Source organism: Alsobacter sp. KACC 23698 (assembly GCF_045348435.1).
Classification (GTDB): Bacteria; Pseudomonadota; Alphaproteobacteria; order Rhizobiales; family Beijerinckiaceae; genus Alsobacter.
In genome coordinates, this window is the sequence record NZ_CP157484.1 from 769,467 (window position 1) to 794,035 (window position 24,569).

Sequence of the window (24,569 nt, forward strand, 5' to 3'; positions counted from 1 at the left end):
TGACCAAAAGCAAATAATACGATGCATCCGGTAAGGAACTTGGCCGAAAACGAGCGCGTGTGAGGATGGCTCAAACGTGCGATGCTGTCGGGACACACGCTTGGCTGCCAAAGGCAGCGCTTGCCGGGTCCTGGGCCCCGGCCGGATCGCAGGCTCCTTCATCGACGTCCGGCCCGGTCTCGCGTGACCGGCGGCGGCGCACGCCCAGGCTGGATCGCGAATTGATGGACGTGACGGTTTCTGCTGCGGGCGACGCCGGCCCCTGGATGTTGACGGATCTGCTGGGCCGCTCGATGGGCCGCGTGGTCGAGACGCAGCCGGCCGCCTTCGCCATCGAGCCGGACGGCTTCGCCGTCCAGACCATGGAAGGGTGCCATCTCGGCCCGCACCGCTCGCTGGACGCCGCGCTCGCCGAAATCGAGCGGCACACGCGTGGCGTTTGCCGACGCGGTCCGGCCCCGCCCTCCGATCGCCCCGAACCCGACGCCACCCCGTCAGTGGAGACCCCATGAGAATCCTGGTCGGCTGCGAGATGGCCTACGAGTTCCACCAGGTCACCCCCGTGATCGCGATGCTGAACGTCCATGCCTCCAGGGTGTCGGACCTGGAGCGGCCCGATTATCTCATCACGACCCCTGCGGTTCCGATCGAGGGTTACCGCGACACGTTCGGCAATTGGTGCAACCGCTTCGTCGCGCCCGCCGGCCGCATGACGCTGAAGACGGAGACCGTCGTCCGCGATTCCGGGCAGTGGGATCCGGCCGAGCCGGACGCCCAGCAGATTCCGATCGAACTCCTCCCGGCCGACACGCTCCAGTTCCTGCTCGGCAGCCGTTACTGCGAGACGGACCGTCTTTCGGAGACGGCCTGGAGCCTGTTCGGCGGCGCGCCGCTGGGCTGGGCCAGGGTGAAGGCCGTGTGCGACTTCGTCCACGAGCGGATCCAGTTCGGATACGAGCATTCGCGCCCGACGCGCACCGCCGCGGAAGCCTTTGACGAGCGCCGGGGCGTGTGCCGCGACTATGCTCATCTGGCCCTGGCGTTCTGCCGCTGCCTCAATATCCCGGCCCGCTACTGCACCGGCTATATCAGCGACATCGGGCTGCCGCCGCCTTACGCGCCAGGCGACTTCGCGGCCTGGATCGAGGTGTTCCTCGGCGGCAAGTGGCACACCTTCGATCCGCGTAACAACGATCCCCGCATCGGCCGGATTCTGATGGCCTTCGGGCGCGACGCCGCGGACGTCCCGCTCACCCTGACCTTCGGCCAGAACACGCTCCTGTCGTTCCAGGTGACGACCGAGCAATTGGTCTGAGGGCGTCCTTTCACGACGAAAGCCCCGCCGATGGCGGGGCTTTGGGTCTTGGCGGCAGTGAAGCGGATCAGGACAGGCGGCGAAGGCGGTCCTGCGGCTCCAACTCGTCCAGGATCTTGAGGATCATGCCGAGACGCATCGTGTCCTGGGGAGTGGTGTCGTCCGACGGACGGCCGCACACGACGCCGAGATAGTTGTAGAACGCGTTGATGACGCGGGTCGTCGCAGTCAGCTTCTTCACGTCCTGCTTGTCGCCCATCAGGGCGCGGCTGAGGCCGTCCAGGATCGCCTGATCGGCAAGAGGAGCGGGGGCTCTGACATGCGAAACCCCGTTCTGGGTTCCGTTCATGGCTTGGTTTTCGATCACTGTATTCTCCGATACTCACTCAGGGCGACGAGGGGACGCCCGATACTCGTGACCATCGAACGTTAGGTGGGGCATGACTGCGGAGTCAAACAGGCGGTTAAAATATGATTAAAAACGCGGCCTCTCCAGCGTCTTCGCGAGGCGACATCGGCCGCGATGCATCAAAGATGCGCGCTTAACACTTGTCAGCCATTCGAGATCTCATCTCTGTTACTCAGCAAAAAGCAAAGTCGACTGGATCGCTGTCCCTCTTTGCAGGACGGGTGCGCCGGATCAGTCTTCCGGCCGGTCGAACACGGTGCGTCCGCCCCATGCGGCTGACGATTGACGCTCTTTGTCGAGGTGCTCCTGCAGGCTCGGCCCGTCGATCACTCGGTCCAGCCTGCGCGATTGCTCGTCGAGGCGGCGCAAGGCCTCGAGCTCTTCGTTGCGATCCAGTTTCGCGCTGGAGACGGCGCTCTTCATCACCCGGATCGTCTCGTCATACACCTTCAGCGGCACCGGGAAGGGGTGGCCGTCCTTTCCCCCGTGGGCGAGCGAGAAGCGGGCCGGGTCGCTGAACCGGTAGGGGGCGCCGTGGACGACCTCCGCCACCATCGCCAGGGCCTGGACGGTGCGCGCGCCGACGCCCGGCGTCAGCAGCAGGTCGGCGAAGTCGACCGGGCCCCGGTCCGCCGCGGCCGCCAGCGTGGAATGGAGTCGGCTTGCGACCACGTCGGCCTCGCGCACGTCGTGATGCGCCGGCATGACGAGGTGCGGAAGGCTAAGTTGGGCTTCGACGACGGGAGGCGCAGCGGCCGGCCCGCCTTTGAGAAGGGCCAGTTCGCGGACCACGCCGTCTGGTCCCAGCGATCCCAGCATTTCGATCTGGCGCGCCCGCGACGGCGCCGCTCGCCGGTCCGTCAGATTGACGATCTCGCCCCGGGAGCGCCCCTCGATGGCCGCATGCGGCTCCTCGACGAAGCTGGCGAGCCCTTCGGACAGCCAGTGATATCGGCGGGCCTGGCGCCTGGCGTCGTTCATGCCCTGCTGGACCACGACCCAGCTTCCGTCGTCGGCGACGATGAAGCCGTGCAGATAGAGCTGGAACCCGTCCTGGACGGCGGCGCTGTCCACCTTGGCGACGAGGCGGCTGGCGCACGCGAGCGCATGGCCGTCGAACCCGACCCGCTCGCCGATCGCCGCCAGCTCGTGCGGGGTCTTGCGCGAATGCGAGCCGCGCCCCCCGCACACATGGATCCCGAGCTCTCCCGACAGCGGCGCGAGGCCTCGCTTCAGCGCGCCGATGACGCTGGTGGTGATGCCGGACGAATGCCAGTCCATGCCCATCACGGCGCCGAACGACTGGAACCAGAACGGATGGGCGAGGCGGCGCAGCAGCTCGTCGCGCCCGTAATGGAGGACGATCGCCTCGGCGATCACCGCGCCAAGGCGCGTCATCCGCTGTCCCAGCCAGGGCGGCACGCGGCCGCCATGCAACGGGAGGTCGGCGCTTCCTGCTCGGTGGGCCATCGCCGTCTTCTAAAGCATGCTGCGGAAAGGCGGAAACCGGCTTTTCGCGCCAAAGCATGCGACCGCCAGGACACGAGAGCATGCTGTGTTTCCGTCGAAACGCGGCATGCTCTCGCGAAATCTGCCCCGCCGGGACGTCGGCGGACGCCGGACGTCAGGGCGTGTCGACCGACACGCGCGAGGTCTGCGCGCCGCCGTCGGGCGTCTGCTCGACCGTCGTCGCGATGCGCCGTCCGGGCTTCAGATCGTCGGCCGAGCCCGGCGCATAGGTGAAGACGGCGGTCTCGGGCGTCAGCAGGATGGTCTGCTCCCCGCCCTTGTAGGCGAGCTTCATGGCCTTGCCGTCCGTGGTCTCCACCGTGTCGGCCAGGGTGGCGTTCGTCATCGTGCTCTCCGGCGACAGGTCGAAGGGCCGGTGTCCCTCGCCCGTCCCGCGCATGGCCTCCGGGAACACGAACACCTCGACCGCGCGCAGCGTCTTGTCCGGGCCGGGCTCGGCCGCGACGCCCACGAAGGCCTTCGGCCCGATCGCCGCCGTCGTCGCCTTCACGCGCCGGCTTACCGTCACGGCGCCCTTCAGGGCGATGGTCATCACGTCGCCCTCGCGCGTGCGGACCACCATCTGCGCCGGACCGGCGGTTTCGATGACGCCGCGGATGCGGGCCGTCGGGGTTTGCGCCGTCGACGCGGAAGGCGGGAGCAACGCGGCGGCGGCGATCGACAGCAAGACGCGAGTAGACACGATGACGTCACGCAAAGGCATGGGGAAGCTCCTGTGGGCCGGCCATCCTATACGTTCGGCGTCGGGCGTCCCTTATCTGGCGATCAATTTTCGGGGAGCGCCCCTTTTCGGGTTGCTGGCTCCGGCCCTGCTCCAGCTTGCCGCCTTCTGCGCTCGCGATAAGCTCCCGGCTGCCGGCGCGCATCTTGGAGAACCTCATGGCGGACGAACTCGTCTTCTACACGCATCCCATGTCCCGGGGCCGCACGGCCCGCTGGATGCTCGAGGAGGTGGGAAGGCCCTACCGCACTGAGATCCTGGAGTTCGAAGGCGCGATGAAGTCGCCCGCCTACCTCGCCATCAATCCCATGGGCAAGGTGCCGGCCATCACGCACGGGTCGACCGTCGTGACCGAGACGGCGGCGATCTGCGCCTATCTGGCCGACGCCTTCCCGGAGGCGGGCCTCGCGCCGCCCGCCGGAAGCGCCCTGCGCGGCCCTTATTACCGCTGGATGTTCTTCGCCGCCGGTCCGCTGGAATCCGCCGCGACCAACCGGGCGCTCGGCTTCGAGCTCCCGCCGGGCCGGGAGAGGATGGCCGGCTACGGAACGTATGCGGACGTCATGAACGCGCTGGAGACCGCGGTGTCGCAGGGCGAGTATCTGGCGGGCGACCGGTTCAGCGCGGCCGACCTCTATGTCGGCGCGCATCTCGGCTGGGGCATGATGTTCGGGACGGTCGAGAAACGCCCGGCCTTTGAACGCTACTGGGAACGGATCAGCGCGCGCCCGGCCGCCCGTTGCGCCAACGAGATCGACGAGGCCCTCACGCCCAAGAGCTGAGGCTCACGCCGGCGAGCCGAACACGCGGCGGTAGCGCTCGATCTCGGAGGGCGGGCCGCTCGCCTTCTCCGGATTGTCGGAGAGTTTGACGGCGGGCCGGCCCTCGGCCTCCGCCACCTTGCAGACGAGGTGCAGGGCCCGCAGATCCGCGTCGCTGCCGTTCGGCACGCAATCGGCGAAGTCGTTGGTGAGGTCGGTGCCCCAGCCGATCGACACGTTCACCTGGCCGCGCAGATGCCGGACTGCGGCTTCGATGCTGTCGATGGTCATGCCGTCGGAGAGCACCATCAGCTTCTCGCGCGGGTCGCGCCCGCGCTCGCGCCACCAGGCCATGATCTGCTCGGAGCCCTGGATGGCGGGGGTCGAATCCGGCCGCGCGCCCTTCCAGTCCGCCACCCAGTCCGGGGCGTGCTCGAGGAAGGAGGGCGTACCGAATGCGTCCGGCAGGAACACCAGCAGGTTGCCGCCATACATCCGCGCCCAGTCTCGCAGCACCGCATAAGGCGACTCGGCGAGCTCGGCGTCGTCGCGTGCGACGGCCGCGTAAGCCATCGGGAGCTCATGGGCGTTGGTGCCGATGGCCTCGAGCCCGAGATCCATCGCGTGCTTGACGTTGGAGGTGCCGATCATGCTGGGGCCGAGGCCCTCCTGCAGCGCCTCCACGCACCAGCGCTGCCACAGGAAACCATGGCGCCGACGGGTGCCGAAATCCGCCAAAACCAGCGGCCCCTCCGCCCGCAGCAGGCGCAGCCGCTCGATCTTGGCCCAGAGCTTCGCCTTGGCCCGCGCATAGAGCACGTCGAGCTCGAACCGCGTCATCCGCCGCATGGCGTGGCGCGACCGCAGCTCATTCAGGATCGAGAGGGCGGGGACCTCCCACATCGTCGTCTCGCACCACGGGCCTTCGAAGCGCAGTTCGAACTGGCCGTCGCGCTGCGACAGCTCGTAGTCCGGCAGCCGGAAGCCGGCGAGCCAGTCCATGAAGGCGGGCTGGAAGATCTGCTTCTCGCCATAAAAGGTGTTGCCGGCCAGCCAGATCAGCTCGTTCTTGGCGAAGCGCAGGGTGCGGGCATGGTCGAGCTGCTCGGCCAGCTCCTGCCGGTCGATCATGTCGGCGAGCCGCACCCGGTGCGACCGGTTGATGAGCGTGAACGTCACCTTCCGGTCCCGGTGCATCGTCCAGATCAGCTGCAGCATCAGCAGCTTGTAGAAATCGGTGTCCAGCAAGGTTCGGACCGCCGGATCGATCCTGAAGCTGTGGTTGAAGACGCGGGTCGCGATGTCGGTGGCCATGCCGTGGAGGGTCCTGTGTGGTCCGCCATGATGGCGGGGACATTGCGGACCTGCAAATGAGCCCGCTTCGGCGGTCCGGATCCTGGCGCAGCGCCATCCGGGTCTGTCGGGCCCGCGCAAGTATGTTGCGGATCCATAACGTGCCAGCAGCCGCGTGACCTGTATGTTCGGGCGCCTCGGTCGTTCCATCCCGAGCAAACTGCTGTGATTGTCAGCAACTCCGCCCAGCGATGCTGCGGCGGAGTTTATTTTTTGGGAGCGTAAGCGGAGCTTCTATTTTCATTTGAAATGACAATTTTCTGTTGCATTACGAAATCGTAATCGAAACGGACGCAAGTTCTACCTTGTATGCCACATACCAGTCGGCCATCCTCGTCCCACAACAACAAGGGACATAGGGATGAAAACGCAGGAAGCTCCGTCTGCGCGCTGGTTTCAGCTGGCGTTCGGCGTCATCTGCATGGCGATGATCGCCAACCTCCAATATGGCTGGACGCTGTTCGTCGACCCCATCGACGCGAAGTTCCACTGGGGTCGCGCCGCGATCCAGCTCGCCTTCACGCTCTTCGTGGCGACGGAGACCTGGCTCGTGCCGATCGAGGCGTGGTTCGTGGACCGCTACGGCCCGCGCGTCGTCATCCGGTTCGGCGCGGTGATGATCACGCTCGCCTGGGTGCTGAACTCCTACGCGAATTCGCTGGCGCTGCTCTACCTGGCCGCCATCCTGGGCGGCGTCGGGGCCGGCTCGGTCTACGGCACCTGCGTGGGCAACGCGCTGAAGTGGTTCCCGGATCGCCGCGGACTGGCGGCGGGCGTCACCGCCGCGGGCTTCGGCGCGGGCGCCGCCATCACGGTGGTGCCGATCGCCCGGATGATCGCCACCACCGGCTACCAGGACGCGTTCTTCACCTTCGGCGTCGGCCAGGGCGTGGTGGTGCTCATCATGTCGTTCCTTCTGCGCAAGCCCGAATTCGCCGGCCCGCCGCAAAAGCGCATGGTGCGCGTGCCGCAGACGCATGTGGACCGCACCCCGGGCGAGACCCTGCGCACCCCGGTCTTCTGGCTGATGTACGCCATGTTCGTGATGGTGGCCTCCGGCGGCCTGATGGCGGCGGCCCAGATCGCCCCGATCGCCAAGGACTACAAGGTCGCCGACGTGCCGGTGTCGCTCTTCGGCGTGCAGATGGCGGCCCTGACCTTCGCGATCTCGCTCGACCGCATCTTCGACGGCTTCGGCCGGCCGTTCTTCGGCTTCGTGTCGGACAATATCGGGCGCGAGAACACCATGTTCATCGCCTTCTCGATCGCGGCGCTGTCGATTCTCACCCTCTCCGCCTATGGCCATAACCCGGTGGTCTTCGTTCTGGTGACGGCGCTGTTCTTCGCCGTGTTCGGCGAGATCTACAGCCTGTTCCCGGCCACCTGCGGCGACACCTTCGGCTCCAAATACGCCGCCACCAACGCCGGAATGCTCTACACCGCCAAGGGCACGGCCTCCTTCATGGTGCCCTTCGCCAGCATCCTGGCCGCCTCGCATGGCTGGAGCGCGGTGTTCATGATCACCGTGGCGCTCAACGCCGTCGCGGCCCTGCTGGCGATCTTCGTCCTCAAGCCGATGCGCGCGCGCTACCTGCCGGCGAACGCTCCGGCGTCTGTCGAAGCCGCCGCGGCCCTCGGGCGCGAACGCACGGTCTGAGCCGCGCCGGGTTCCGGCCGAAGGACCGGCCCCATCCGGAGGCGGCGCGCCAGCGCCGCCTTCGCGCATCCTGCCGCCATGGCACGCGGCTTGCTCCGATCGGGCGCACCCGAAAGGAGCCTTCATGTTCCGCAAGCTGCTTCCCGCCGTAGCTTTGGCGCTGTTCGTCGCGCCCGCGTCGGCCGAGACCGTCGTCCGCTACGGCATTTCGATGAACGACATTCCGCTGACCTCCGGCCAGCCGGACCGCGGCGCAGGCGCCTACCAGTTCACCGGCTACACCATCTACGACCCGCTGGTCGCCTGGGAGATGGACGTGGCGGACCGCCCCGGAAAGCTCATCCCGGGCCTCGCCACGGAATGGAAGGTCGATCCGGCCAATCCCAAGCTGTGGCGGTTCACCCTGCGCCAGGGCGTGACCTTCCACGACGGCAGCCCCTTCAACGCGGACGCGGTCGTCTGGAACCTCGACAAGGTGCTGGACGACAAGGCCCCCCATTTCGACAAGCGCCAGAGCGCGCAGGTGAAGCCGCGGCTGCCCTCGGTGGCGAGCTGGCGCAAGGTGGACGACGCCACCGTCGAGATCGTCACCAAGGACGTCGACAGCTTCTTTCCTTACCAGATGCTCTGGTTCCTGGTGTCCAGCCCGGCCCAGTATGAAAAACTAGGCAAGGACTGGGAGAAATTCGCGCAGAAGCCCTCCGGCACGGGTCCCTTCAAGCTCGACTCGCTGCAGCCGCGCCAGCGCGCCGAGCTCGTGAAGAACGCCGCCTACTGGGACCCGAAGCGCGTCCCCAAGGTCGACCGGCTGGTGCTCGTGCCGCTTCCGGAAGCGCTGACCCGCACCAACGCGCTCCTGTCGGGACAGGTCGACATCATTGAGGCGCCCGCGCCCGACACCGTCGCCGCCCTGAAGCAGGGCGGCATGCGCATCGTCGACAACGTCACCCCGCATGTCTGGAACTACCACCTGAGCACGCTGCCGGGCTCGCCCTGGACCGACATCCGCCTGCGCAAGGCGCTGAACCTCGCCATCGACCGCGCCGGGCTGGTGCAGCTTCTGAGCGGGCTGGCCAGCCCCGCCAAGGGCCAGGTCGACCCGTCCAGCCCCTGGTTCGGCAAGCCCGGCTTCGACATCAAATATGACCCGGAAGCCGCCCGGAAGCTGGTCAAGGAGGCCGGATACTCGCCCGAGAAGCCCTTGAAGGCGACCTTCGCCATCGCGATCGGCGGCACCGGCCAGATGCAGTCGCTGCCGATGAACGAATACATCCAGCAGAACCTGAAGGAGATAGGCGTAGAGATCGAGTTCAAGCCCGTCGAGCTGGAGGTGCTCTACACGCAGTGGCGCAAGGGCGCGAAGGACGAGATGAACGCCGGCGTCAGCGCCAACAACGTCGCCTACGTCACCTCCGATCCGCTCTATGCGCTGGTGCGCTTCTTCCACTCCGGCCAGGTCGCGCCGGTGGGCGTCAACTGGGGCTTCTACAAGAACGACAAGGTCGACGCCCTGATCGACGACGCCAAGCGCAGCTTCGACGTCGCCAAGCAGGACGAGCTGCTGGCCCAGGCGCATTCCATCATCGTCGACGACGCGGTGCTGGTCTGGGTGGTTCATGACACCAACCCGCATGCGCTGTCGCCCAAGGTGAAGTCCTTCGTGCAGGCCCAGCACTGGTTCCAGGACCTAACCACCATCGGCATGCAATAGAGCACGGCGGCCGGCGCGCTTCACCCCGCGCGCCGGCTGCGCTACAGGTCGGGCCCGCACCCATCCGGACCCGGCCATGAGCCTCGAGACCGTCCGCGCCTTCCTGGCGGACAAAGCCCCTGAACTGACCGTCGTCGAACTGTCCGAAAGCACGGCGACCGTCGCCCTGGCGGCGCAGGCCCACGGCGTCGAGCCGGGCCGCATCGCCAAGACCCTGTCCCTGCGCGTCGGCGAGCGGGCGGTGCTGGTGGTGGCGCGCGGCGACGCCCGGCTGAGCAATCCCAAGGTCAAGGCGGCGTTCGGCGGCAAGGCCACGATGCTGTCCGCCGACGAAGCCGTCGCCCTCACCGGCCACCCGGCCGGCGGCGTCTGCCCGTTCGGCCTCGCCACGCCGATCCCGGTCTATTGGGACGTGTCGTTGAGGGCCTTCGACGAGGTGCTGCCCGCCGCGGGGGACATCCATGCGGCCGTCCGGATCGCGCCGGAGCGCATGGCCGAGATCACCGGAGCCGAGTGGGTCGACGTCTGCCAGGATCCGCCGCCGGCGGCCTAGAGCATGCTGCGAAAAGGTGGAATCCGGCTTTTCGAACGAAGCATGCGACAACCAAGAAACCTAGACCATGCTGTGTTTCCATCAAAACACAGCATGGTCTAGCGCCACATGCCCCGCATCCGCGCGCCGATGTCGATGCGCGCCCCCTGGGCGGCCGCACGCGCGGCCTCGGCCGGGGCCGGCGGCCAGGCGCAGCTCTCGAAATGCGCCAGCAGCTGGGGCGGGATGAACCGCGTCCGCGAGGCGTAGACATGGCGGTCGCCGCCCGCTGACTGCTGGTGCTTGAAGAAGCGCTGCGGCAGCAGGATGTGCAGGTCGTCCTTGGCCCGCGTCATGGCCACATAGAGGAGGCGCCGTTCCTCCTCGATCTCGGCGGTCGTGCCCGTGCCGAGGTCCGACGGAAAGCAGCCGTCCACGACGTTCAGCACGAAGACCGACTTCCACTCCTGCCCCTTGGCGGAGTGCACGGTGGAAAGGATCAGGTAGTCCTCGTCCTTGAGCGGCGGCCCGGCGTTGTCGCTCGTCGCGTCTGGAGGATCCAGCGTCAGCTCGGTGAGGAACCGCTCGCGTGACGGATAGCCCGACGCGATCTGCTCCAGTTGCAGGATGTCGGCCTGCCGGGTGACTGCGTCCTCGTGGATGCGCTCCAGATGCGGCTCGTACCAGCGCCGCGCCAGCTCGAACTCCGCCGGCCAGCCGGCGGCTTTGCAGGCGAGCTGGCCCATGGTGTCGACGAACGAGGCCCAGTCCGCGCCGGAGCGCGGCGGCTGCGGATGCTCGGCCAGGGCCGCCACGGGGGAGGACGCCTCGGCCATGCGGTCCAGGATGCGCTGCGCCGAGGACGGACCGACGCCGGGCAGGAGCTGGAGCAGCCGGAATCCGGCGACCCGGTCGCGCGGGTTCTCGGCCCAGCGCAGTAGCGCCAAGAGGTCCTTCACGTGGGCGGCGTCGAGGAACTTCAGGCCGCCGAACTTGACGAAGGGGATGTTGCGCCGCGTGAGTTCGATCTCGAGCGGGCCGCTGTGATGGGAGGTCCTGAACAGCACCGCCTGCTGCTTCAGCGCGGCCCCGGTCTCGCGGTTCTCCAGCACCGTCTCGACCACGTAGCGCGCCTGGTCGCTCTCGTCGCGCAGGCTGACGAGCCGCGGGCGTCCTCCGCTGTCGCGGTCGGTCCAGAGATTCTTCGTGAACCGCTCGCGCGCCTGGCCGATCACCGCGTTGGCCGCCGCCAGGATCGGCGCGGTCGAGCGGTAGTTGCGGTCCAGCGTGACCACCGCGGCCGGCGGCGTGAACTGGCGCGGGAAGTCCAGGATGTTGCGCACCGTCGCGGCGCGGAACGAGTAGATCGACTGCGCGTCGTCGCCCACCACGGTGAGGCCGGCCCCGTCCGGCTTCAGCGCCAGCAGGATCGAGGATTGCAGGCGGTTGGTGTCCTGGTATTCGTCCACCATCACGTGGTCGAAGCGGGCGCCGAGGTCCGCCGCGATGGCGGGCTCGGCCGCCATCTGCGCCCAGTAAAGCAGCAGGTCGTCGTAATCGAGCACGTGCTGGCGCTGCTTGGCCTCCACATAGGCGGCGAAGAGCTGGCGCAGCTCGGCCGCCCACCCGGCGCACCACGGATAGGAGGCGGCGAGCGTCTCCTCGATGGCCGCCTCGGCGTTGACGCAGCGCGAATAGATGGCGAGGCAAGAGCCCTTGGTGGGAAAGCGGCTCTCGGTCTTGCTGAAGCCGAGCTCGTGCCGGATCAGGTTCATCAGGTCGGCGGAGTCTTCCCGGTCGTGGATGGTGAAGGCCGGGTCGAGCCCGATCTGCTCGGCATAGTCACGCAGCAGCCGCGCCCCGACGCCGTGGAACGTGCCCGCCCAGGTGAGCGCGTCCGCCACGGCGCCGCCCGCCGGCCCCATGACGCGGCGCGCGATCCGCTCCACCCGCCGCGTCATCTCCGTGGCGGCGCGGCGCGAGAAGGTCATGAGCAGGATGCGGCGCGGATCCGCGCCGCTGACCACCAGATGCGCCACCCGGTGCGCCAGCGTGTTGGTCTTGCCCGAGCCCGCGCCGGCGATCACCAGCAGCGGCGGCCCGACGGTCGCGCCCGCATGGACGCCATGCTCCACCGCGCTTCGCTGCTGCGGGTTGAGCGCGTCCAGATAGGCCACCGGCGCGGCGAGGGGCGATTCGATCATGCTGGGCGATGCCAGCACGTTTCGCGTTTTGTTCGCAACTCGCAACTGCGCTGACGTGCAAGGAGCCGCCCGGCTGCGCTCGCGCCGCAACAGCCCGTTGCGCCCCGCCGCCCGCCTGTGGGAAGAGACCGCATCGGCCGCCGACGCGCGTGGAGCCTCGCATGTCCTTCGATCTCATCGTCCGCAACGCCGTCCTGCCGGACGGCCGGCGCCTCGACATCGGCGTGCGGGGAGGGCGCATCGCCGCGCTCGAGCCGTCGCTGCAGGGGGAGGCCGGGGCGGAGCTGGACGCCAGGGGGCAACTCGTCTCGCCGCCCTTCGTCGACTGCCATTTCCACATGGACGCGACGCTGTCGCTCGGGCTGCCGCGCATGAACCAGTCCGGCACGCTGCTGGAGGGCATCGCGCTCTGGGGCGAGCTGAAGCCGATCCTCACCTTCGAGGCCGTGGTGGAACGCGCGCTGCGCTATTGCGACCTCGCCGTTTCACAGGGCCTGCTGGCCGTGCGCTCGCATGTCGACGTCTGCGACGACCGGCTGCTGGCCGTCGACGCCCTCCTGCACGTGAAGGAGCAGGTGAAGCCCTGGCTCGACCTGCAGCTCGTGGCCTTTCCGCAGGACGGCTACTACCGCTCGCCCACGGCCGCCGAAAACCTCCGGCGGGCGCTCGACAAGGGCGTCGACGTGGTCGGCGGCATCCCGCATTTCGAGCGGACCATGCAGGAGGGCGCCGCCTCCGTGCGGGCGCTCTGCGAGATCGCGGCCGAGCGCGGCCTGATGATCGACCTCCACTGCGACGAGAGCGACGACCCGCTCTCCCGCCACGTCGAGACGCTGGCCTGCGAGGCGCAACGCCTGGGTCTCGGGCGCCGGGCGGCGGGATCGCACCTCACCTCCATGCACTCCATGGACAACTACTACGTCTCCAAGCTGCTGCCCCTGATCGCCGAATCCGGGATCTTCGCCATCGCCAACCCGCTGATCAACATCACGCTTCAGGGCCGGCATGACTCCTATCCGCGCCGCCGCGGGCTGATGCGCATCCCCGAGATGCGCCAGCACGGCATCCCGGTCGCGCTCGGGCAGGACTGCGTGATGGACCCCTGGTACGGGCTCGGCGGCGCCGACATGCTGGACGTCGCCCACATGGCCGTCCACGCCGTCCCGATGACCAGCCGCGAGGCCATCCGCTACGCCTTCGAGGCCGTCACCGCCATTCCGGCGCAGGTGATGGGGCTGGAGGGCTACGGGCTCGAATTGGGCTGTAACGCCGATTTCGTCCTCCTGCAGGCGGCCGACCCGATCGAGGCCGTCCGGCTGCGCGCGCAGCGGCTCGCCGTGGTCCGACGCGGCGAGGTCATCGCCGAGAGCGCCCCGCGCGCGACCAGCCTGCGCCTGCCCGGTCGACCCGGGTCCGTCGACCCCGCCTCCTATGCGCCAAAATCGGCCAACTGATTGACGGACAGGCGTTTTTAGCCGTCAAAATGGGCGGTGAAAGCCAACCTGACCGGATGGACAAAGTCGCCTGGGCGGACCAAACTCCAGCCCGGGTTTCAACGAGGCCGGGCGTTCCGGCTGGCAAGGGGGCGGTCATGACGCAAGATCCGACACGGTTCATTCTCGGGAACGGCCTGTCCCGCCGCGGCTTCGTCCTGGCCGGCGCGGCCGGGTTGGCGGCCGCCGGTCTGCCGCTGCGCGCCCGCGCGGCCGATGGGCTCAAGGTCGCGTCGATCTTCGCCACGCCGATCGAGGAGCCGTGGGACCACCAGATCCACGTCGCTCTCCAGCGCGCCGAGAAGGAGCTCGGCATCACCTACAAGTACTCCGAGAAGGTGCAGGCCTCCGATTTCGCCCGCGTGCTGCGCGAATACGCCCAGGGCGGCTTCGACCTCATCATGGGCGACGCCTTCGCGGCCGAGCGCGAGGCGCGCCGCGCCGCCAAGGCCTTCCCGAAGGTGGCCTTCCTGTTCGGCTCCGGCGCGGGTCCGGCCGAGCCCAATTTCGGCGTCTTCGACAACTGGATCCACGAGCCCGCCTACCTGTCCGGCCTGATCGCCGGCAAGATGAGCAAGAGCGGCACGGTCGGCGCCGTCGCCGCCATGGGCATCCCGGAGGTGAACCGGCTGGTGAACGCCTTCTTCGCGGGCGCCAAGGAAGTGAATCCCAACATCAAGAAGAAGATCACCTTCATCGGCTCCTTCTTCGACCCGCCCAAGGCCAAGGAAGCCGCCATCGCGCAGATCGACGCGGGCGTCGACGTGATCTACGCCGAGCGCTTCGGCGTGATCGAGGCCGCGGCCGAAAAGAAGATCCTGGCGATCTCCAACATGTCCGACCAGTCGAGCCTCGCGCCCGACACGGTGATCACCGGTCCGGTCTGGGACATGTACCCGACCGTCCAGCAGGCCATCAAGCTGGTCAAGGCGGGCGTCTTCACCGCGCAGGACTACGGCGACTTCTCGCGCATGGGCAAGGGCGGCTCCTTCCTGGCGCCCTACGGCAAGTTCGAGACGAAGCTGCCGGCCGAGGTGAAGGAGCTCGTCGAGAAGAAGAAGCAGGAGATCCTCTCCGGCGAGTTCCGCGTCGACGTCGACGAGGCCACCCCGAGTTCGAGCTGATCCAGCGACGCCGGCCGGCGCCAAAACGCGCCGGCCGGACCCCGCCATGCGTGAAACCCATCCCCCATCGCCGGCGCCCGCCGCCGTCCCGCTCATGGCCATGCGGGGCGTGTCGAAGAGTTTTGGGAGCGTCCGCGCCAATGCGGACGTCGACCTCGACGTCATGCCGGGCGAGATCGTCGGCCTCCTGGGCGAAAACGGCGCCGGCAAGACCACGTTGATGAATATCCTGTTCGGCGCCTATGCGGCCGATTCGGGAACGATCGAGATGGGCGGCCAGCCCGTGCGCATCCGCAATTCGGCCGACGCGCTGGCGGCGGGCGTGGGCATGGTTCACCAGCACTTTCACCTCGCGCCGCGCCTCACCGTCCTGGAAAACCTGCTGGTGGGGATGCCCGGGCGACATGGCGCTCTCGACCGGGCCGGCGCGCTGGCGCGCCTCGACGAGATCGGCCGGCATTTCGGCCTGCGCATCGCGCCCGATGCGCCCGTCGGGGCGCTGTCGGTGGGCGAGCAGCAGCGCCTGGAGATCCTGAAGGCGCTGTTTCGCGGCGCCCGCCTCCTGATCCTGGACGAGCCCACCGCCGTGCTGGCCCCCGACGAGGTTGAGGGCCTCTTCAAGGCTCTGCGCCGCATGGCCGCTGATGGGCTCGGCATCGTGTTCATCTCGCACAAGCTGAACGAGGTGAGGGCGCTCACGCACCGCTGCGTGATCCTGCGCCATGGGCGCGTGGTGGGCCGCATCGCCGATCCGGCCGCAACCACGGCGTCCGAGATGGCGCGCCTGATGTGCGGCCAGGAGATCGTCGCGCCCGTGCGCCCGCCCGTGACGCCCGGCCCGGCGCTCCTCACGCTCGACCGCATCTCCACCCAGGGCCATGAGGGCGCGCCTTTACGGGACGTCAGCCTCGCGGTGCGGGCCGGCGAGATCGTCGGGGTGGCGGGCGTGTCCGGCAATGGCCAGCGGGCGCTGGCGGACGTCGTCGCCGGGATGCTTGCGCCATCGGCAGGCGCGATGACTCTGTGCGGCGCGCGCATCCAGCGCTTCACGCCCGCGGAGGTGCAGTCCCACGGCCTCGGGCGCATCCCGGAGGACCGGATGACCACCGGCCTCGTCACCAGCCTGCCGCTGGCCGACAGCATGGTGCTGCCGCGCATCAAGGACCCGGCCTTCAGCCGCCACGGCCTGCTCAAGCCCGGCGCGATCCTGCGCTTCGTGGAGGATCAGATCCGCGCCTTCGACATCCGCTGCCCGGGCCCCATGGTGAGGGCGGGCGCGCTGTCGGGCGGCAACCTCCAGAAGGCGCTGCTGGCGCGCGAGCTGGCTTTCGACCCCAAGGTGGTGGTCGTGGCGCAGCCCACGCGCGGGCTCGACATCGGCGCGGCGCGCTTTGTCTATGACAAGTTCCTGGAGCTGCGCGGCCGCGGCTGCGGCTTGCTGGTGATCAGCGAGGACCTGGAGGAGCTGCTGACGCTCTCCGACCGCATCGCCGTCATGTATGAGGGGCGCATCGCCGGCGTGCTCGACGCCGCCGACGCGTCGGTCGCCCGCCTCGGGCTCCTGATGAGCGGCGCGGAAGGGCGAGCCTGAAATGCTGAAGCTCGAACCGCGCCAGACCACCCCGCACGCGCTGAATGTCGGCCTGCCGCTCGTCGCGATCGCGGCGACGCTGCTGCTCGGCAGCCTGCTGATCGGCCTGTCCGGCGCGAATGTGCTGGACGCCTATGCGGTGCTCTTCGCCAGCGCGTTGGGCGGCCGCACGGGCCTCACCGAGACCATGGTCAAGGCCGCGCCGATGATCTTCACCGGGCTTGCGGTCGCGGTCGCGTTCCGGGCCAGGTTCTGGAACATCGGCGCGGAAGGCCAACTGCTGGCCGGCGCGGTGGCGAGCGCCTGGATCGGCGCCTTTCCGATGCCCGCGCCCCTGGCCTGGATCGCGATGGCGCTGGCGGGCGCCGCCGCGGGAGCGGGCGTGGCCATGATACCGGCCGTGCTGCGCGTCAACTTCAAGGTCGACGACGTGGTCAGCTCGCTGCTGCTCAACTCCATCGTGTTCTACGCCGTGATGGCGCTGATCGAGGGCCCCTGGAAGGACCCGATGAGCGGCTACCCGATCTCGCCGCCGATCGAGGACGACGCCAACTTCCCGGTGCTGCTGGCCGGCACCCGCCTGCATCTCGGCGTGCTTGCCGCCGTCGTGGCGGCCGGGGCGGTGTGGTTCCTGATGACCCGCACCACGCTCGGCTTCGCCATCCGGGTGACCGGCGAGAACGCCGCCGCGGCCCGCTACGGCGGCGTCCCGGTCGGCCGGATCATCCTGCTGACGGCGGCCCTGTCGGGCGGCCTCGCGGGCCTCGCCGGCGTCGGGGAGGTCGGCGGCGTCCACTTCCAGGTGATGAGCGACCTTTCGCCGGGCTTCGGCTACAGCGGCATCGTCATCGCCATGCTGGCGCGCCTGAGCCCTCTGGGCGTCGTGCCCGCCGCCATCTTCTTCGCCGTGGTGATGACAGGCGCCGAAGCGATGTCGCGCGCCACCGGCGTGCCGGTGTTCCTGGCCGACGTGCTGCAGGGCATCGCGCTCCTCGCCATGCTGGTCGCGCTGCTGTTCACCAGCTACCGCCTGCGCCGGGTCCGGGGCGTCGCCGCATGAGCGACGTCCTCGCCCAGCTGATGCAGGTCGGCTTTCTGGCCGCCATCGTGCGCATCGCCACGCCGCTGATCCTGGCCACGCTGGGCGAGATGATCTCCGAACGCGCCGGCGTCCTCAATCTCGGGATCGAGGGCATCATGCTGCTCTCGGCGATGACGGGCTTCACAGCGGCCAACCTCACCGGGAATCTCTGGATCGGCATCCTGGCCGCCATCGCGACGGGGGCGCTGGCGGGCGCGCTGCACGCCGTGTTCACGGTGGGGCTGGGCCTGAGCCAGCACGTCGCCGGCATCGGGCTCACACTGTTCAGCTCCGGGCTCGCCTATTTCCTGTTCCGACTGATCTACGGCCAGCGCAGCGCGTCGCCCAGCATCGTCAGCTTCCAGCCTGTCCCGATCCCGGCGCTCTCCGAGATTCCGATCCTTGGGCCGGTGCTCTTCAACCAGTTCGCCCTGGTCTATGTCGGCCTGCTGGCCGTGCCGGTGATCGCGGTGCTGCTCTATCGCACGCCCTGGGGCCTGGCGCTGCGCATGGCGGGCGAGAACCCGCGCGCAGCCGACTCGGCCGGCGTCGACGTCGTGGCGATCCGCTTCCAGGCCGTGGTGCTGGGCGGCGCCTTCATGGGGCTCGCGGGCGCGTTCCTGTCTATGGCGCAGTTCAACGCCTTCACGTTCGGCGTCGTGTCCGGCCGTGGCTGGGTGGCGATCGCGCTCGTCGTCTTCGGCCGCTGGGACCCGTGGCGCTGCGCCGGCGCGGCGTTGCTCTTCGCCGCCATCGACGCCCTGCAGCTGCGCCTGCAGGCGAGCGGCATCGGCCACATTCCATATGAGGCCTTCCTGATCCTGCCCTTCGTGCTGACCATCGTCGCCATGGCGATCATGTCGCGCAACGCAGTGGCCCCGGCGGCGCTGCTGAAGCCGTTCCGCAAGGAAGAGCGCTGACCGGACCCGGCGCGCGATCCGGAGAGCGGCGCGCGCCGATCACGCCCCCGCCACGGCCTCGCTGCGCAGCACGGCCCCGATCTGCTCGACGGCCCAGTCGGCCTGGTCCTGCGTGATCACCAGGGGGGGTGAGATGCGGATGGTGTGGCCATGGGTGTCTTTGGCCAGCAAGCCGCGGTTTTTCAGGGCGTAGCAGAAGCGACGCGCCCCGCCGGCCTCGGGATGCAGCTCGACCGCCAGCATCAGCCCGCGCCCGCGCACCTCCTTGGCGATGTTGCTCCCGAGCCCCTCGAGAGCCGTCTTCATGGCCGCGCCGATGCGGGCGGAGTTCTCGATCATGCCCTCGTCGACCAGCACCCTCAGCGCCATGCGGGCGACCGCGCAGGCGAGCGGGTTGCCGCCGAAGGTGCTGCCGTGCTGCCCCGGCTGGAGCACGCCGAGCACCTGCGTGTTGGAGAGCACGGCGGAGACCGGGTAGAAGCCGCCCGACAGCGCCTTGCCGACCAGCGTGACGTCGGCCTCGACGCCCTCGTGCTCCTCGGCCAGCAGCTTGCCCGTTCGGCCGAGCCCGGTCTGGATCTCGTCCAGGATGAACGTGACCCCGTGGGCGGTGCACAGCTCGCGCACCCGGCGCAGATAGCCCGGCGGCGGGATGATCACCCCCGCCTCGCCCTGGATGGGCTCGATCAACACCGCCACCGTATTGGGCGTGATGGCGGCCTCCAGCGCCGCAGCGTCGCCGAATGGCGTGACCCGGAAGCCGGGAGCGAAGGGCCCGAAACCGCCGCGCGCCTCCGGGTCCGTGCTGAACCCCACGATGCCGAGCGTGCGGCCGTGGAAATTGTCCGACGCGACGATGATCTCCGCCTGCCCGGCGGGCACGCCCTTCACCTCGTAGCCCCATTTGCGCACCGCCTTGACGGCGGTCTCGACGGCCTCCGCGCCGGTGTTCATGGGCAGGATCTTGTGCGCGTTCGTCAGCGCCGCGACCTCTTCGTAGAAGAGCGCCAGCTGGTCGTTGCGGAACGCCCGCGACGTCAATGTCAGCTTGCGCGCCTGCTCGATCATGGCCTCCAGGATGCGCGGATGGCAGTGGCCCTGGTTAACGGCCGAATAGGCCGAGAGGCAGTCCAGGTAGCGGTTGCCGTCCACGTCCCAGACATGGACGCCCTCGCCGCGCGACAGCACGACGTCGAGCGGGGCGTAGTTATGGGCGCCGAGCGTCTGCTCGACCGCGATGAGGTCGGCCGCATGCATGCTCATCCCACCACCTCCATGGCGCTGGACCCGTGGGTCTGAAGGGTCGGCCGGCGCGTCCCCACGTCGCGCCGGAGCAGGATCGAGCGGCCCAGCAGGCTGGCCGTGAGGTCGGCCATCAGCAGGGCGCTCTTGCCGCGCTCGTCCAGGAAGGGGTTGAGCTCGACCAGGTCGATGGAGCCCACGAGGCCGCTGTCGTGCAGCATCTCCATCACGAGATGCGCCTCGCGGTAGGTCGCCCCGCCCGGCACGGTGGTGCCGACGCCCGGCGCGATCTGCGGGTCGAGGAAGTCCACGTCCAGGCTGACGTGGAGATGCGTCCGGTCGGGGTCGAGCCCCTCCAGCATGCGCTGCATCAGCACCGAGACGCCGAACTCGTCGATCAGCCGCATGTCGTTGCAGGCGATGCCGTGGTCCTCGATCGCCTCGCGCTCCTGCGCGTCGATGGAGCGGATGCCGAACAGGTGCACCTTGTCGGCCGGCACGGGCGGGAACGGCCGTCCGCCGAGCAGCGGCGCGAGGCTGCGGTCGCCGCACAGGAACGCGACGGACATGCCGTGCATGTTGCCGGAGGGCGTCGTCGCGGGCGTGTTGAAATCGGAATGGGCGTCGAGCCAGAGCACGACCAGGTCCTTGCCGGTCTCGCCGCAGCGGCGCGCGACGGCGCTGACCGTGCCCATGGAGAGGCTGTGGTCGCCGCCCATGAACACCGGCAGCGCCCCGGAGGTCATCATCCCATAGGCCCGGTCGTGGATGGCGGCCGTCCAGGCCGCGATCTCCGCCACGTTGCGGCAGCGCTCGGCCAGCGGCTGCAGCGACGGCGCGAGCGCCGCCTGCGGGGACGCGATGTCGCCATGGTCCTTCACCCGGTAGCCCAGGCCGGCCAGCGTCTCCGGCAGTCCGGCGGTGCGAAGCGCCGCGGGTCCCATCAGGGTTCCGCGGGCGCCCGCGCCATATTCGAGCGGGATCCCGAGAAGCGCGATCTCCGACAGGGCGGCGTCATGCCGCCGGGCGCGGGACGCCTGCTGCGACGGGGCTGGACTATGGGCCAAGGCTCTCTCTCCGGGTGTTCGACAATTCCGATCGATGATGCGGGACCGCGTGCTGAACAGAAAGCCAGCAATGTGCTACAATCAGCCATTGCGCTGACGATAAGGCAGGCTCGGATGGCGATCAGTCAGAAGCACGGCTCTCTGGACGAGACCGACCGTCGGCTGGTCGAGCTGCTGCGCAGCGACGCCCGGATGCCGGCCGCCACGCTGGCGCGCATTCTCGACGTCTCGCGCGGCACCGTCGCCAACCGCATCGCGCGCCTGATTGACGACAAGGTGCTCCTGGGCTTCACCGCGCGGCTGGGCTCCGAGGCCGACGCGGTGGGCGTGCGCGCGCTCACCATGCTGGAGGTCCGAACGGTCGACATGAAGTCCGTCGTCGGCCCCCTGAAGCGCATCCCCGAAGCCGCCCGCGTCTACTCCACCAATGGCCGCTGGGACCTGGCCGTCGAACTGAACGCCCATGACCTCGGCGCGCTCGACCGCGCCATCTCGCAGATCCGGGCCATCCGGGGCGTGTCCCACTCGGAGACCAGCATCCTGCTCGCCGAGCTGTGAGGCCTGCGCCCGGCGCCGGAGCCGTTGACACAACCCCGGATTGAAGACCATCCTCGGCGCATTCCGAGGGGAGCTCCAGGGCGGAGCTGAGACGGCGGTGAGCCGGACCCTTTGAACCTGATCCGGGTCATACCGGCGGAGGGACAGGAACCTGCTTCACGGCGCCACCCCACGCGAGTCCCGGGTCTCCATCGCACCAGGAGATCCCATGACGATTCACACCCCGCATTCCCCGCGCAACGGCGCCGACGCGCCCCAATCGGTCACGACCGGTCCTCTGCCGGCCTCCCGCAAGGTCTACGCTCCTGCGCAGGGCGGTCCCGGCATCCAGGTCCCGTTTCGCGAGATCGCGCTGGCGCCCAGCGCCGGCGAGCCGCCGGTCCGCGTCTACGACGCCTCCGGCCCCTACACCGATCCCGACGCCATCATCGACCTCGCGGCCGGCCTGCCGGAAGTCCGCAAGCCCTGGCTGGAGAGGCGGCTTGGCCTCGCCCCGGCCCAGCCCCGCGCCGTGAAGCCGGAGGACAACGGCTCGGTCCCGCCCGAGAGGCTGGTTCCGTCCTGTCCCGCGCCCCGGTCCGTTTTGGCCGGCGAGCCCGGCGCGCTCGTCACCCAGTACGAGTTCGCCCGCGCCGGCCTGATCACCGAGGAGATGATCTATGTGGCCGCGCGCGAGAATCTCGGCCGCGACGCGGCTCTGGCCGAGGCGGGCGCGCGCATCGCCGACGGCGAGAGCTTCGGGGCGGCGCTCCCGGCCCATGTGACGCCGGAATTCGTCCGCCAGGAGATCGCCGCCGGGCGCGCCATCATCCCGGCCAACGTCAACCACCGGGAGCTCGAGCCGATGATCATCGGCCGCAACTTCCTGGTGAAGGTGAACGCCAATATCGGCAACTCCGCCGTCACCTCGTCGGTGGCCGAGGAGGTCGAGAAGCTGGTCTGGGCGATCCGCTGGGGCGCGGACACCGTCATGGACCTCTCGACCGGCCGCAACATCCACAACATCCGCGACTGGATCATGCGCAACGCCCCCGTGCCGATCGGCACGGTGCCGATCTACCAGGCGCTGGAGAAGGTCGACGGCGACGCCTCCCGCCTCGACTGGGAGGTGTTCAAGGACACGCTGATCGAGCAGGCCGAGCAGGGGGTGGACTACTTCACCATCCATGCCGGCGTCCGCCTCGCCCATGTGCCGCTGACGGCCCGCCGGGTGACCGGCATCGTCTCGCGCGGCGGCTCCATCATGGCCCGGTGGTGCCTGTCGCATCACCGCGAGAGCTTCCTATATGAGCGCTTCGGCGAGATCTGCGACATCATGCGTCGCTACGACGTGTCGTTCTCGCTGGGCGACGGCCTGCGCCCGGGGTCCATCGCGGACGCCAACGACGCGGCCCAGTTCGCCGAACTCGACACGCTGGGCGAGCTCACGCGGGTCGCGTGGGACAAGGGCTGCCAGGTGATGATCGAGGGCCCCGGCCATGTGCCGATGCACAAGATCAAGGCCAACATGGACAAGCAGCTCGCCACCTGCGGCGAGGCGCCCTTCTACACGCTCGGGCCGCTGACGACCGACATCGCGCCGGGCTACGACCACATCACCTCCGGGATCGGGGCGGCCATGATCGGCTGGTTCGGCACGGCGATGCTCTGCTATGTCACCCCCAAGGAGCATCTCGGGCTGCCCAATCGCGACGACGTCAAGACGGGCGTGATCACCTACCGGATCGCCGCGCATGCGGCCGACCTCGCCAAGGGCCATCCCGCCGCGCAGGTCCGGGATGACGCTTTGTCGCGGGCGCGCTTCGAGTTCCGCTGGGAGGACCAGTTCAACCTGTCGCTGGACCCCGACACGGCCCGCGCCTTCCACGACGAGACGCTGCCCAAGGAGGCGCACAAGGTCGCGCATTTCTGCTCCATGTGCGGTCCGAAATTCTGCTCGATGAAGATCAGCCAGGACCTGCGCCACGAGGCCGCAGCGATGAACGCGGCGGCCGAGCAGGAGCGCGCCGCGGGTCTGGACCAGAAGGCCCGGGAGTTCACGGCCGCGGGCGGCGCCCTCTACGTTCCCGCGCCCTGAAAGGCGGACCCTGACGCAAAAAACCGCCGGCGCGGGACGCCGGCGGAAGGGGATTTCCCCTGGCCTGACGCAACGCGGCCAGGGGACGGTCTCGGAGGGAAGTCGAGAAGGAGAGCCTCTCGGCCGCATCATCAGACCACGGTGGAGCCATTCGGCGTGTGAGCGAGTTCACAGGACGCCGCACCGGGCCCCGATGCGCGTTCCGCTTGACGGCGGAGAACGCCGGCGGCCACTCTGGCGGCTGGCGGGGGCCAGCATTGGCAATCGTGAGGGCTCCATGTTTCGTATCGTGAAGACGCTCGGGCTGGCGTTGGCGCTGACGGCGGGCGCAGCAGGCGCGAGCCGCGCCGCCGACGTCGTCGTCTCCTCCAAGCTCGACACGGAAGCGACGTTGCTGGGCAACGTCATCCGCCTCGTCCTGGAGGCCAACGGCGTCAAGACGCAAGACCGCCTCACGCTTGGCGGCACGCCCGTGGTCCGCAAGGCGATCACGTCCGGCGAGATCGACATCTACCCGGAATACACAGGCAACGCGGCCTTCTTCTTCAACAAGGCGGAAGACCCGGCCTGGAAGGATCTCGCCAAGGGCTACGAAATGGCCAGGAAGCTCGACTACGACGCCAACAAGATCGTCTGGCTGACGCCCGCGCCCGCCAACAATACCTGGGCGATCGCCGTCCGCAAGGACGTGGCGAGCGGCGCCAAGCTCGCCACCATGAGCGATTTTGGCAAGTGGGTGTCAGGCGGCGGAAAGGTGAAGCTCGCGGGCTCGGCCGAGTTCGTGAACTCGGCGGCCGCCCTGCCGTCCTTCCAGAAAACCTACGGCTTCGCCCTGAAGCCCGACCAGCTCCTGGTGCTCTCGGGCGGCGACACCGCGGCCACCATCAAGGCCGCGGCGGACCAGTCGAACGGGACCAACGCCGCCATGGTGTACGGCACGGACGGCGGCATCGCGGCCTCCGGCCTCGCCGTGATGGAGGACGACAAGAACGACCAGCCGGTCTATGCGCCGGCCCCCATCATCCGCGAGTCGGTGCTGAAGGAGCATCCGAAGATCGCCGACATGCTGAAGCCCGTCTTCGAGAGCTTCACGCGCGAGACCCTGCAGGAGCTGAACGCGCGCATCCAGGTGGGCGGCGAGCCCGCCAAGGCGGTGGCCGAGGACTACCTGAAATCCAAGGGCCTGCTGAAGAAGTAAGCGCGCCGTGGCCGGGCCGTCCGGA

General features: G+C 68.9%; 21 protein-coding genes and 1 riboswitch. Of the genes, 14 read left to right on the top strand and 7 right to left on the bottom strand.

Annotated elements, in window-relative coordinates; all coding sequences use genetic code 11:
• The first annotated feature begins 224 nt into the window (after positions 1-224).
• Both ABEG18_RS03510 and ABEG18_RS03515 read left to right on the top strand, forming a co-directional pair.
• Positions 225-512, top strand: coding sequence for a hypothetical protein (locus ABEG18_RS03510; RefSeq protein ID WP_406856711.1), 288 nt, complete (start codon positions 225-227; stop codon positions 510-512).
• Positions 509-1,315 (top strand): transglutaminase family protein, encoded by an 807-nt coding sequence (locus ABEG18_RS03515; RefSeq protein ID WP_406856712.1) that lies wholly within the window; start codon positions 509-511, stop codon positions 1,313-1,315. Before ABEG18_RS03510 ends, ABEG18_RS03515 begins: the two co-directional genes overlap by 4 nt.
• 67 nt (positions 1,316-1,382) lie before the next feature.
• Here ABEG18_RS03515 and ABEG18_RS03520 read toward each other — a convergent pair whose 3' ends face one another.
• The 3 genes from ABEG18_RS03520 to ABEG18_RS03530 form a co-directional block, all read right to left on the bottom strand.
• Complete coding sequence (locus ABEG18_RS03520; RefSeq protein ID WP_406856713.1) at positions 1,383-1,682, bottom strand: hypothetical protein; 300 nt, start codon at positions 1,680-1,682, stop codon at positions 1,383-1,385.
• 273 nt (positions 1,683-1,955) lie between these two features.
• Entirely contained in the window at positions 1,956-3,194 is a 1,239-nt protein-coding gene (locus ABEG18_RS03525) for a DUF763 domain-containing protein (protein WP_406856714.1), read from the bottom strand.
• A 154-nt stretch (positions 3,195-3,348) separates the two neighbouring features.
• Positions 3,349-3,957 carry a hypothetical protein gene (locus ABEG18_RS03530; RefSeq protein WP_406856715.1) on the bottom strand — a complete coding sequence of 203 codons (609 nt, stop codon included), beginning with the start codon at positions 3,955-3,957 and terminating at the stop codon, positions 3,349-3,351.
• 176 nt (positions 3,958-4,133) lie between these two features.
• Here ABEG18_RS03530 and ABEG18_RS03535 point away from each other — a divergent pair, with 176 nt between their 5' ends.
• Positions 4,134-4,757, top strand: a complete 624-nt coding sequence (locus tag ABEG18_RS03535; RefSeq protein ID WP_406856716.1) for a glutathione S-transferase family protein — start codon at positions 4,134-4,136, stop codon at positions 4,755-4,757.
• Positions 4,758-4,760: 3 nt separating this feature from the next.
• Here ABEG18_RS03535 and ABEG18_RS03540 read toward each other — a convergent pair whose 3' ends face one another.
• Positions 4,761-6,050, bottom strand: coding sequence for a nicotinate phosphoribosyltransferase (locus ABEG18_RS03540; protein WP_406856717.1), 1,290 nt, complete (start codon positions 6,048-6,050; stop codon positions 4,761-4,763).
• 400 nt (positions 6,051-6,450) lie between these two features.
• Here ABEG18_RS03540 and oxlT point away from each other — a divergent pair, with 400 nt between their 5' ends.
• The 3 genes from oxlT (at position 6,451) to ABEG18_RS03555 (ending at position 10,010) form a co-directional block, all read left to right on the top strand.
• Positions 6,451-7,746: an oxalate/formate MFS antiporter gene (gene oxlT, locus ABEG18_RS03545; RefSeq protein WP_406856718.1), complete on the top strand. Its 1,296-nt coding sequence runs from the start codon at positions 6,451-6,453 to the stop codon at positions 7,744-7,746.
• 124 nt (positions 7,747-7,870) lie between these two features.
• Entirely contained in the window at positions 7,871-9,457 is a 1,587-nt protein-coding gene (locus ABEG18_RS03550; RefSeq protein ID WP_406856719.1) for an ABC transporter substrate-binding protein, read from the top strand.
• Between the two features lie 76 nt (positions 9,458-9,533).
• The gene (locus ABEG18_RS03555) at positions 9,534-10,010 is read left to right on the top strand and encodes a YbaK/EbsC family protein (RefSeq protein ID WP_406856720.1); all 477 of its coding nucleotides are present in this window, start codon (positions 9,534-9,536) and stop codon (positions 10,008-10,010) included.
• Between the two features lie 98 nt (positions 10,011-10,108).
• Here the strand turns inward: ABEG18_RS03555 and ABEG18_RS03560 are convergent, their stop codons facing one another.
• Positions 10,109-12,193, bottom strand: a complete 2,085-nt coding sequence (locus tag ABEG18_RS03560; RefSeq protein WP_406856721.1) for an ATP-dependent helicase — start codon at positions 12,191-12,193, stop codon at positions 10,109-10,111.
• A 161-nt stretch (positions 12,194-12,354) separates the two neighbouring features.
• Here ABEG18_RS03560 and ABEG18_RS03565 point away from each other — a divergent pair, with 161 nt between their 5' ends.
• From ABEG18_RS03565 to ABEG18_RS03585, 5 genes are all read left to right on the top strand, one after another.
• Positions 12,355-13,647: an amidohydrolase family protein gene (locus ABEG18_RS03565; RefSeq protein ID WP_406856722.1), complete on the top strand. Its 1,293-nt coding sequence runs from the start codon at positions 12,355-12,357 to the stop codon at positions 13,645-13,647.
• A gap of 137 nt (positions 13,648-13,784) precedes the next feature.
• Positions 13,785-14,810: a BMP family protein gene (locus ABEG18_RS03570; RefSeq protein WP_406856723.1), complete on the top strand. Its 1,026-nt coding sequence runs from the start codon at positions 13,785-13,787 to the stop codon at positions 14,808-14,810.
• Positions 14,811-14,856: 46 nt separating this feature from the next.
• A complete protein-coding gene (locus ABEG18_RS03575) occupies positions 14,857-16,401 on the top strand; it encodes an ABC transporter ATP-binding protein (protein WP_406856724.1) in 1,545 nt (514 codons plus the stop codon).
• A 1-nt stretch (position 16,402) separates the two neighbouring features.
• Complete coding sequence (locus tag ABEG18_RS03580) at positions 16,403-17,461, top strand: ABC transporter permease (protein WP_406856725.1); 1,059 nt, start codon at positions 16,403-16,405, stop codon at positions 17,459-17,461.
• Complete coding sequence (locus ABEG18_RS03585) at positions 17,458-18,402, top strand: ABC transporter permease (RefSeq protein ID WP_406856726.1); 945 nt, start codon at positions 17,458-17,460, stop codon at positions 18,400-18,402. Before ABEG18_RS03580 ends, ABEG18_RS03585 begins: the two co-directional genes overlap by 4 nt.
• Before the next feature lie 39 nt (positions 18,403-18,441).
• Here the strand turns inward: ABEG18_RS03585 and rocD are convergent, their stop codons facing one another.
• Positions 18,442-19,665 (bottom strand): ornithine--oxo-acid transaminase, encoded by a 1,224-nt coding sequence (gene rocD, locus ABEG18_RS03590; protein WP_406856727.1) that lies wholly within the window; start codon positions 19,663-19,665, stop codon positions 18,442-18,444.
• Positions 19,662-20,711 (bottom strand): arginase, encoded by a 1,050-nt coding sequence (gene rocF, locus ABEG18_RS03595; protein WP_406856728.1) that lies wholly within the window; start codon positions 20,709-20,711, stop codon positions 19,662-19,664. The genes rocD and rocF overlap by 4 nt, the downstream gene beginning before the upstream one ends.
• A gap of 114 nt (positions 20,712-20,825) precedes the next feature.
• Between rocF and ABEG18_RS03600 the strand changes: the two genes are divergently transcribed.
• From ABEG18_RS03600 to ABEG18_RS03610, 3 genes are all read left to right on the top strand, one after another.
• Positions 20,826-21,269, top strand: coding sequence for an Lrp/AsnC family transcriptional regulator (locus ABEG18_RS03600; RefSeq protein ID WP_406856729.1), 444 nt, complete (start codon positions 20,826-20,828; stop codon positions 21,267-21,269).
• Between the two features lie 56 nt (positions 21,270-21,325).
• A riboswitch (TPP riboswitch) is annotated at positions 21,326-21,431 on the top strand.
• 46 nt (positions 21,432-21,477) lie between these two features.
• Positions 21,478-23,346 carry a phosphomethylpyrimidine synthase ThiC gene (gene thiC, locus ABEG18_RS03605; protein WP_406856730.1) on the top strand — a complete coding sequence of 623 codons (1,869 nt, stop codon included), beginning with the start codon at positions 21,478-21,480 and terminating at the stop codon, positions 23,344-23,346.
• Positions 23,347-23,623: 277 nt separating this feature from the next.
• Positions 23,624-24,544 carry an ABC transporter substrate-binding protein gene (locus tag ABEG18_RS03610; RefSeq protein WP_406856731.1) on the top strand — a complete coding sequence of 307 codons (921 nt, stop codon included), beginning with the start codon at positions 23,624-23,626 and terminating at the stop codon, positions 24,542-24,544.
• Positions 24,545-24,569 lie beyond the last annotated feature (25 nt).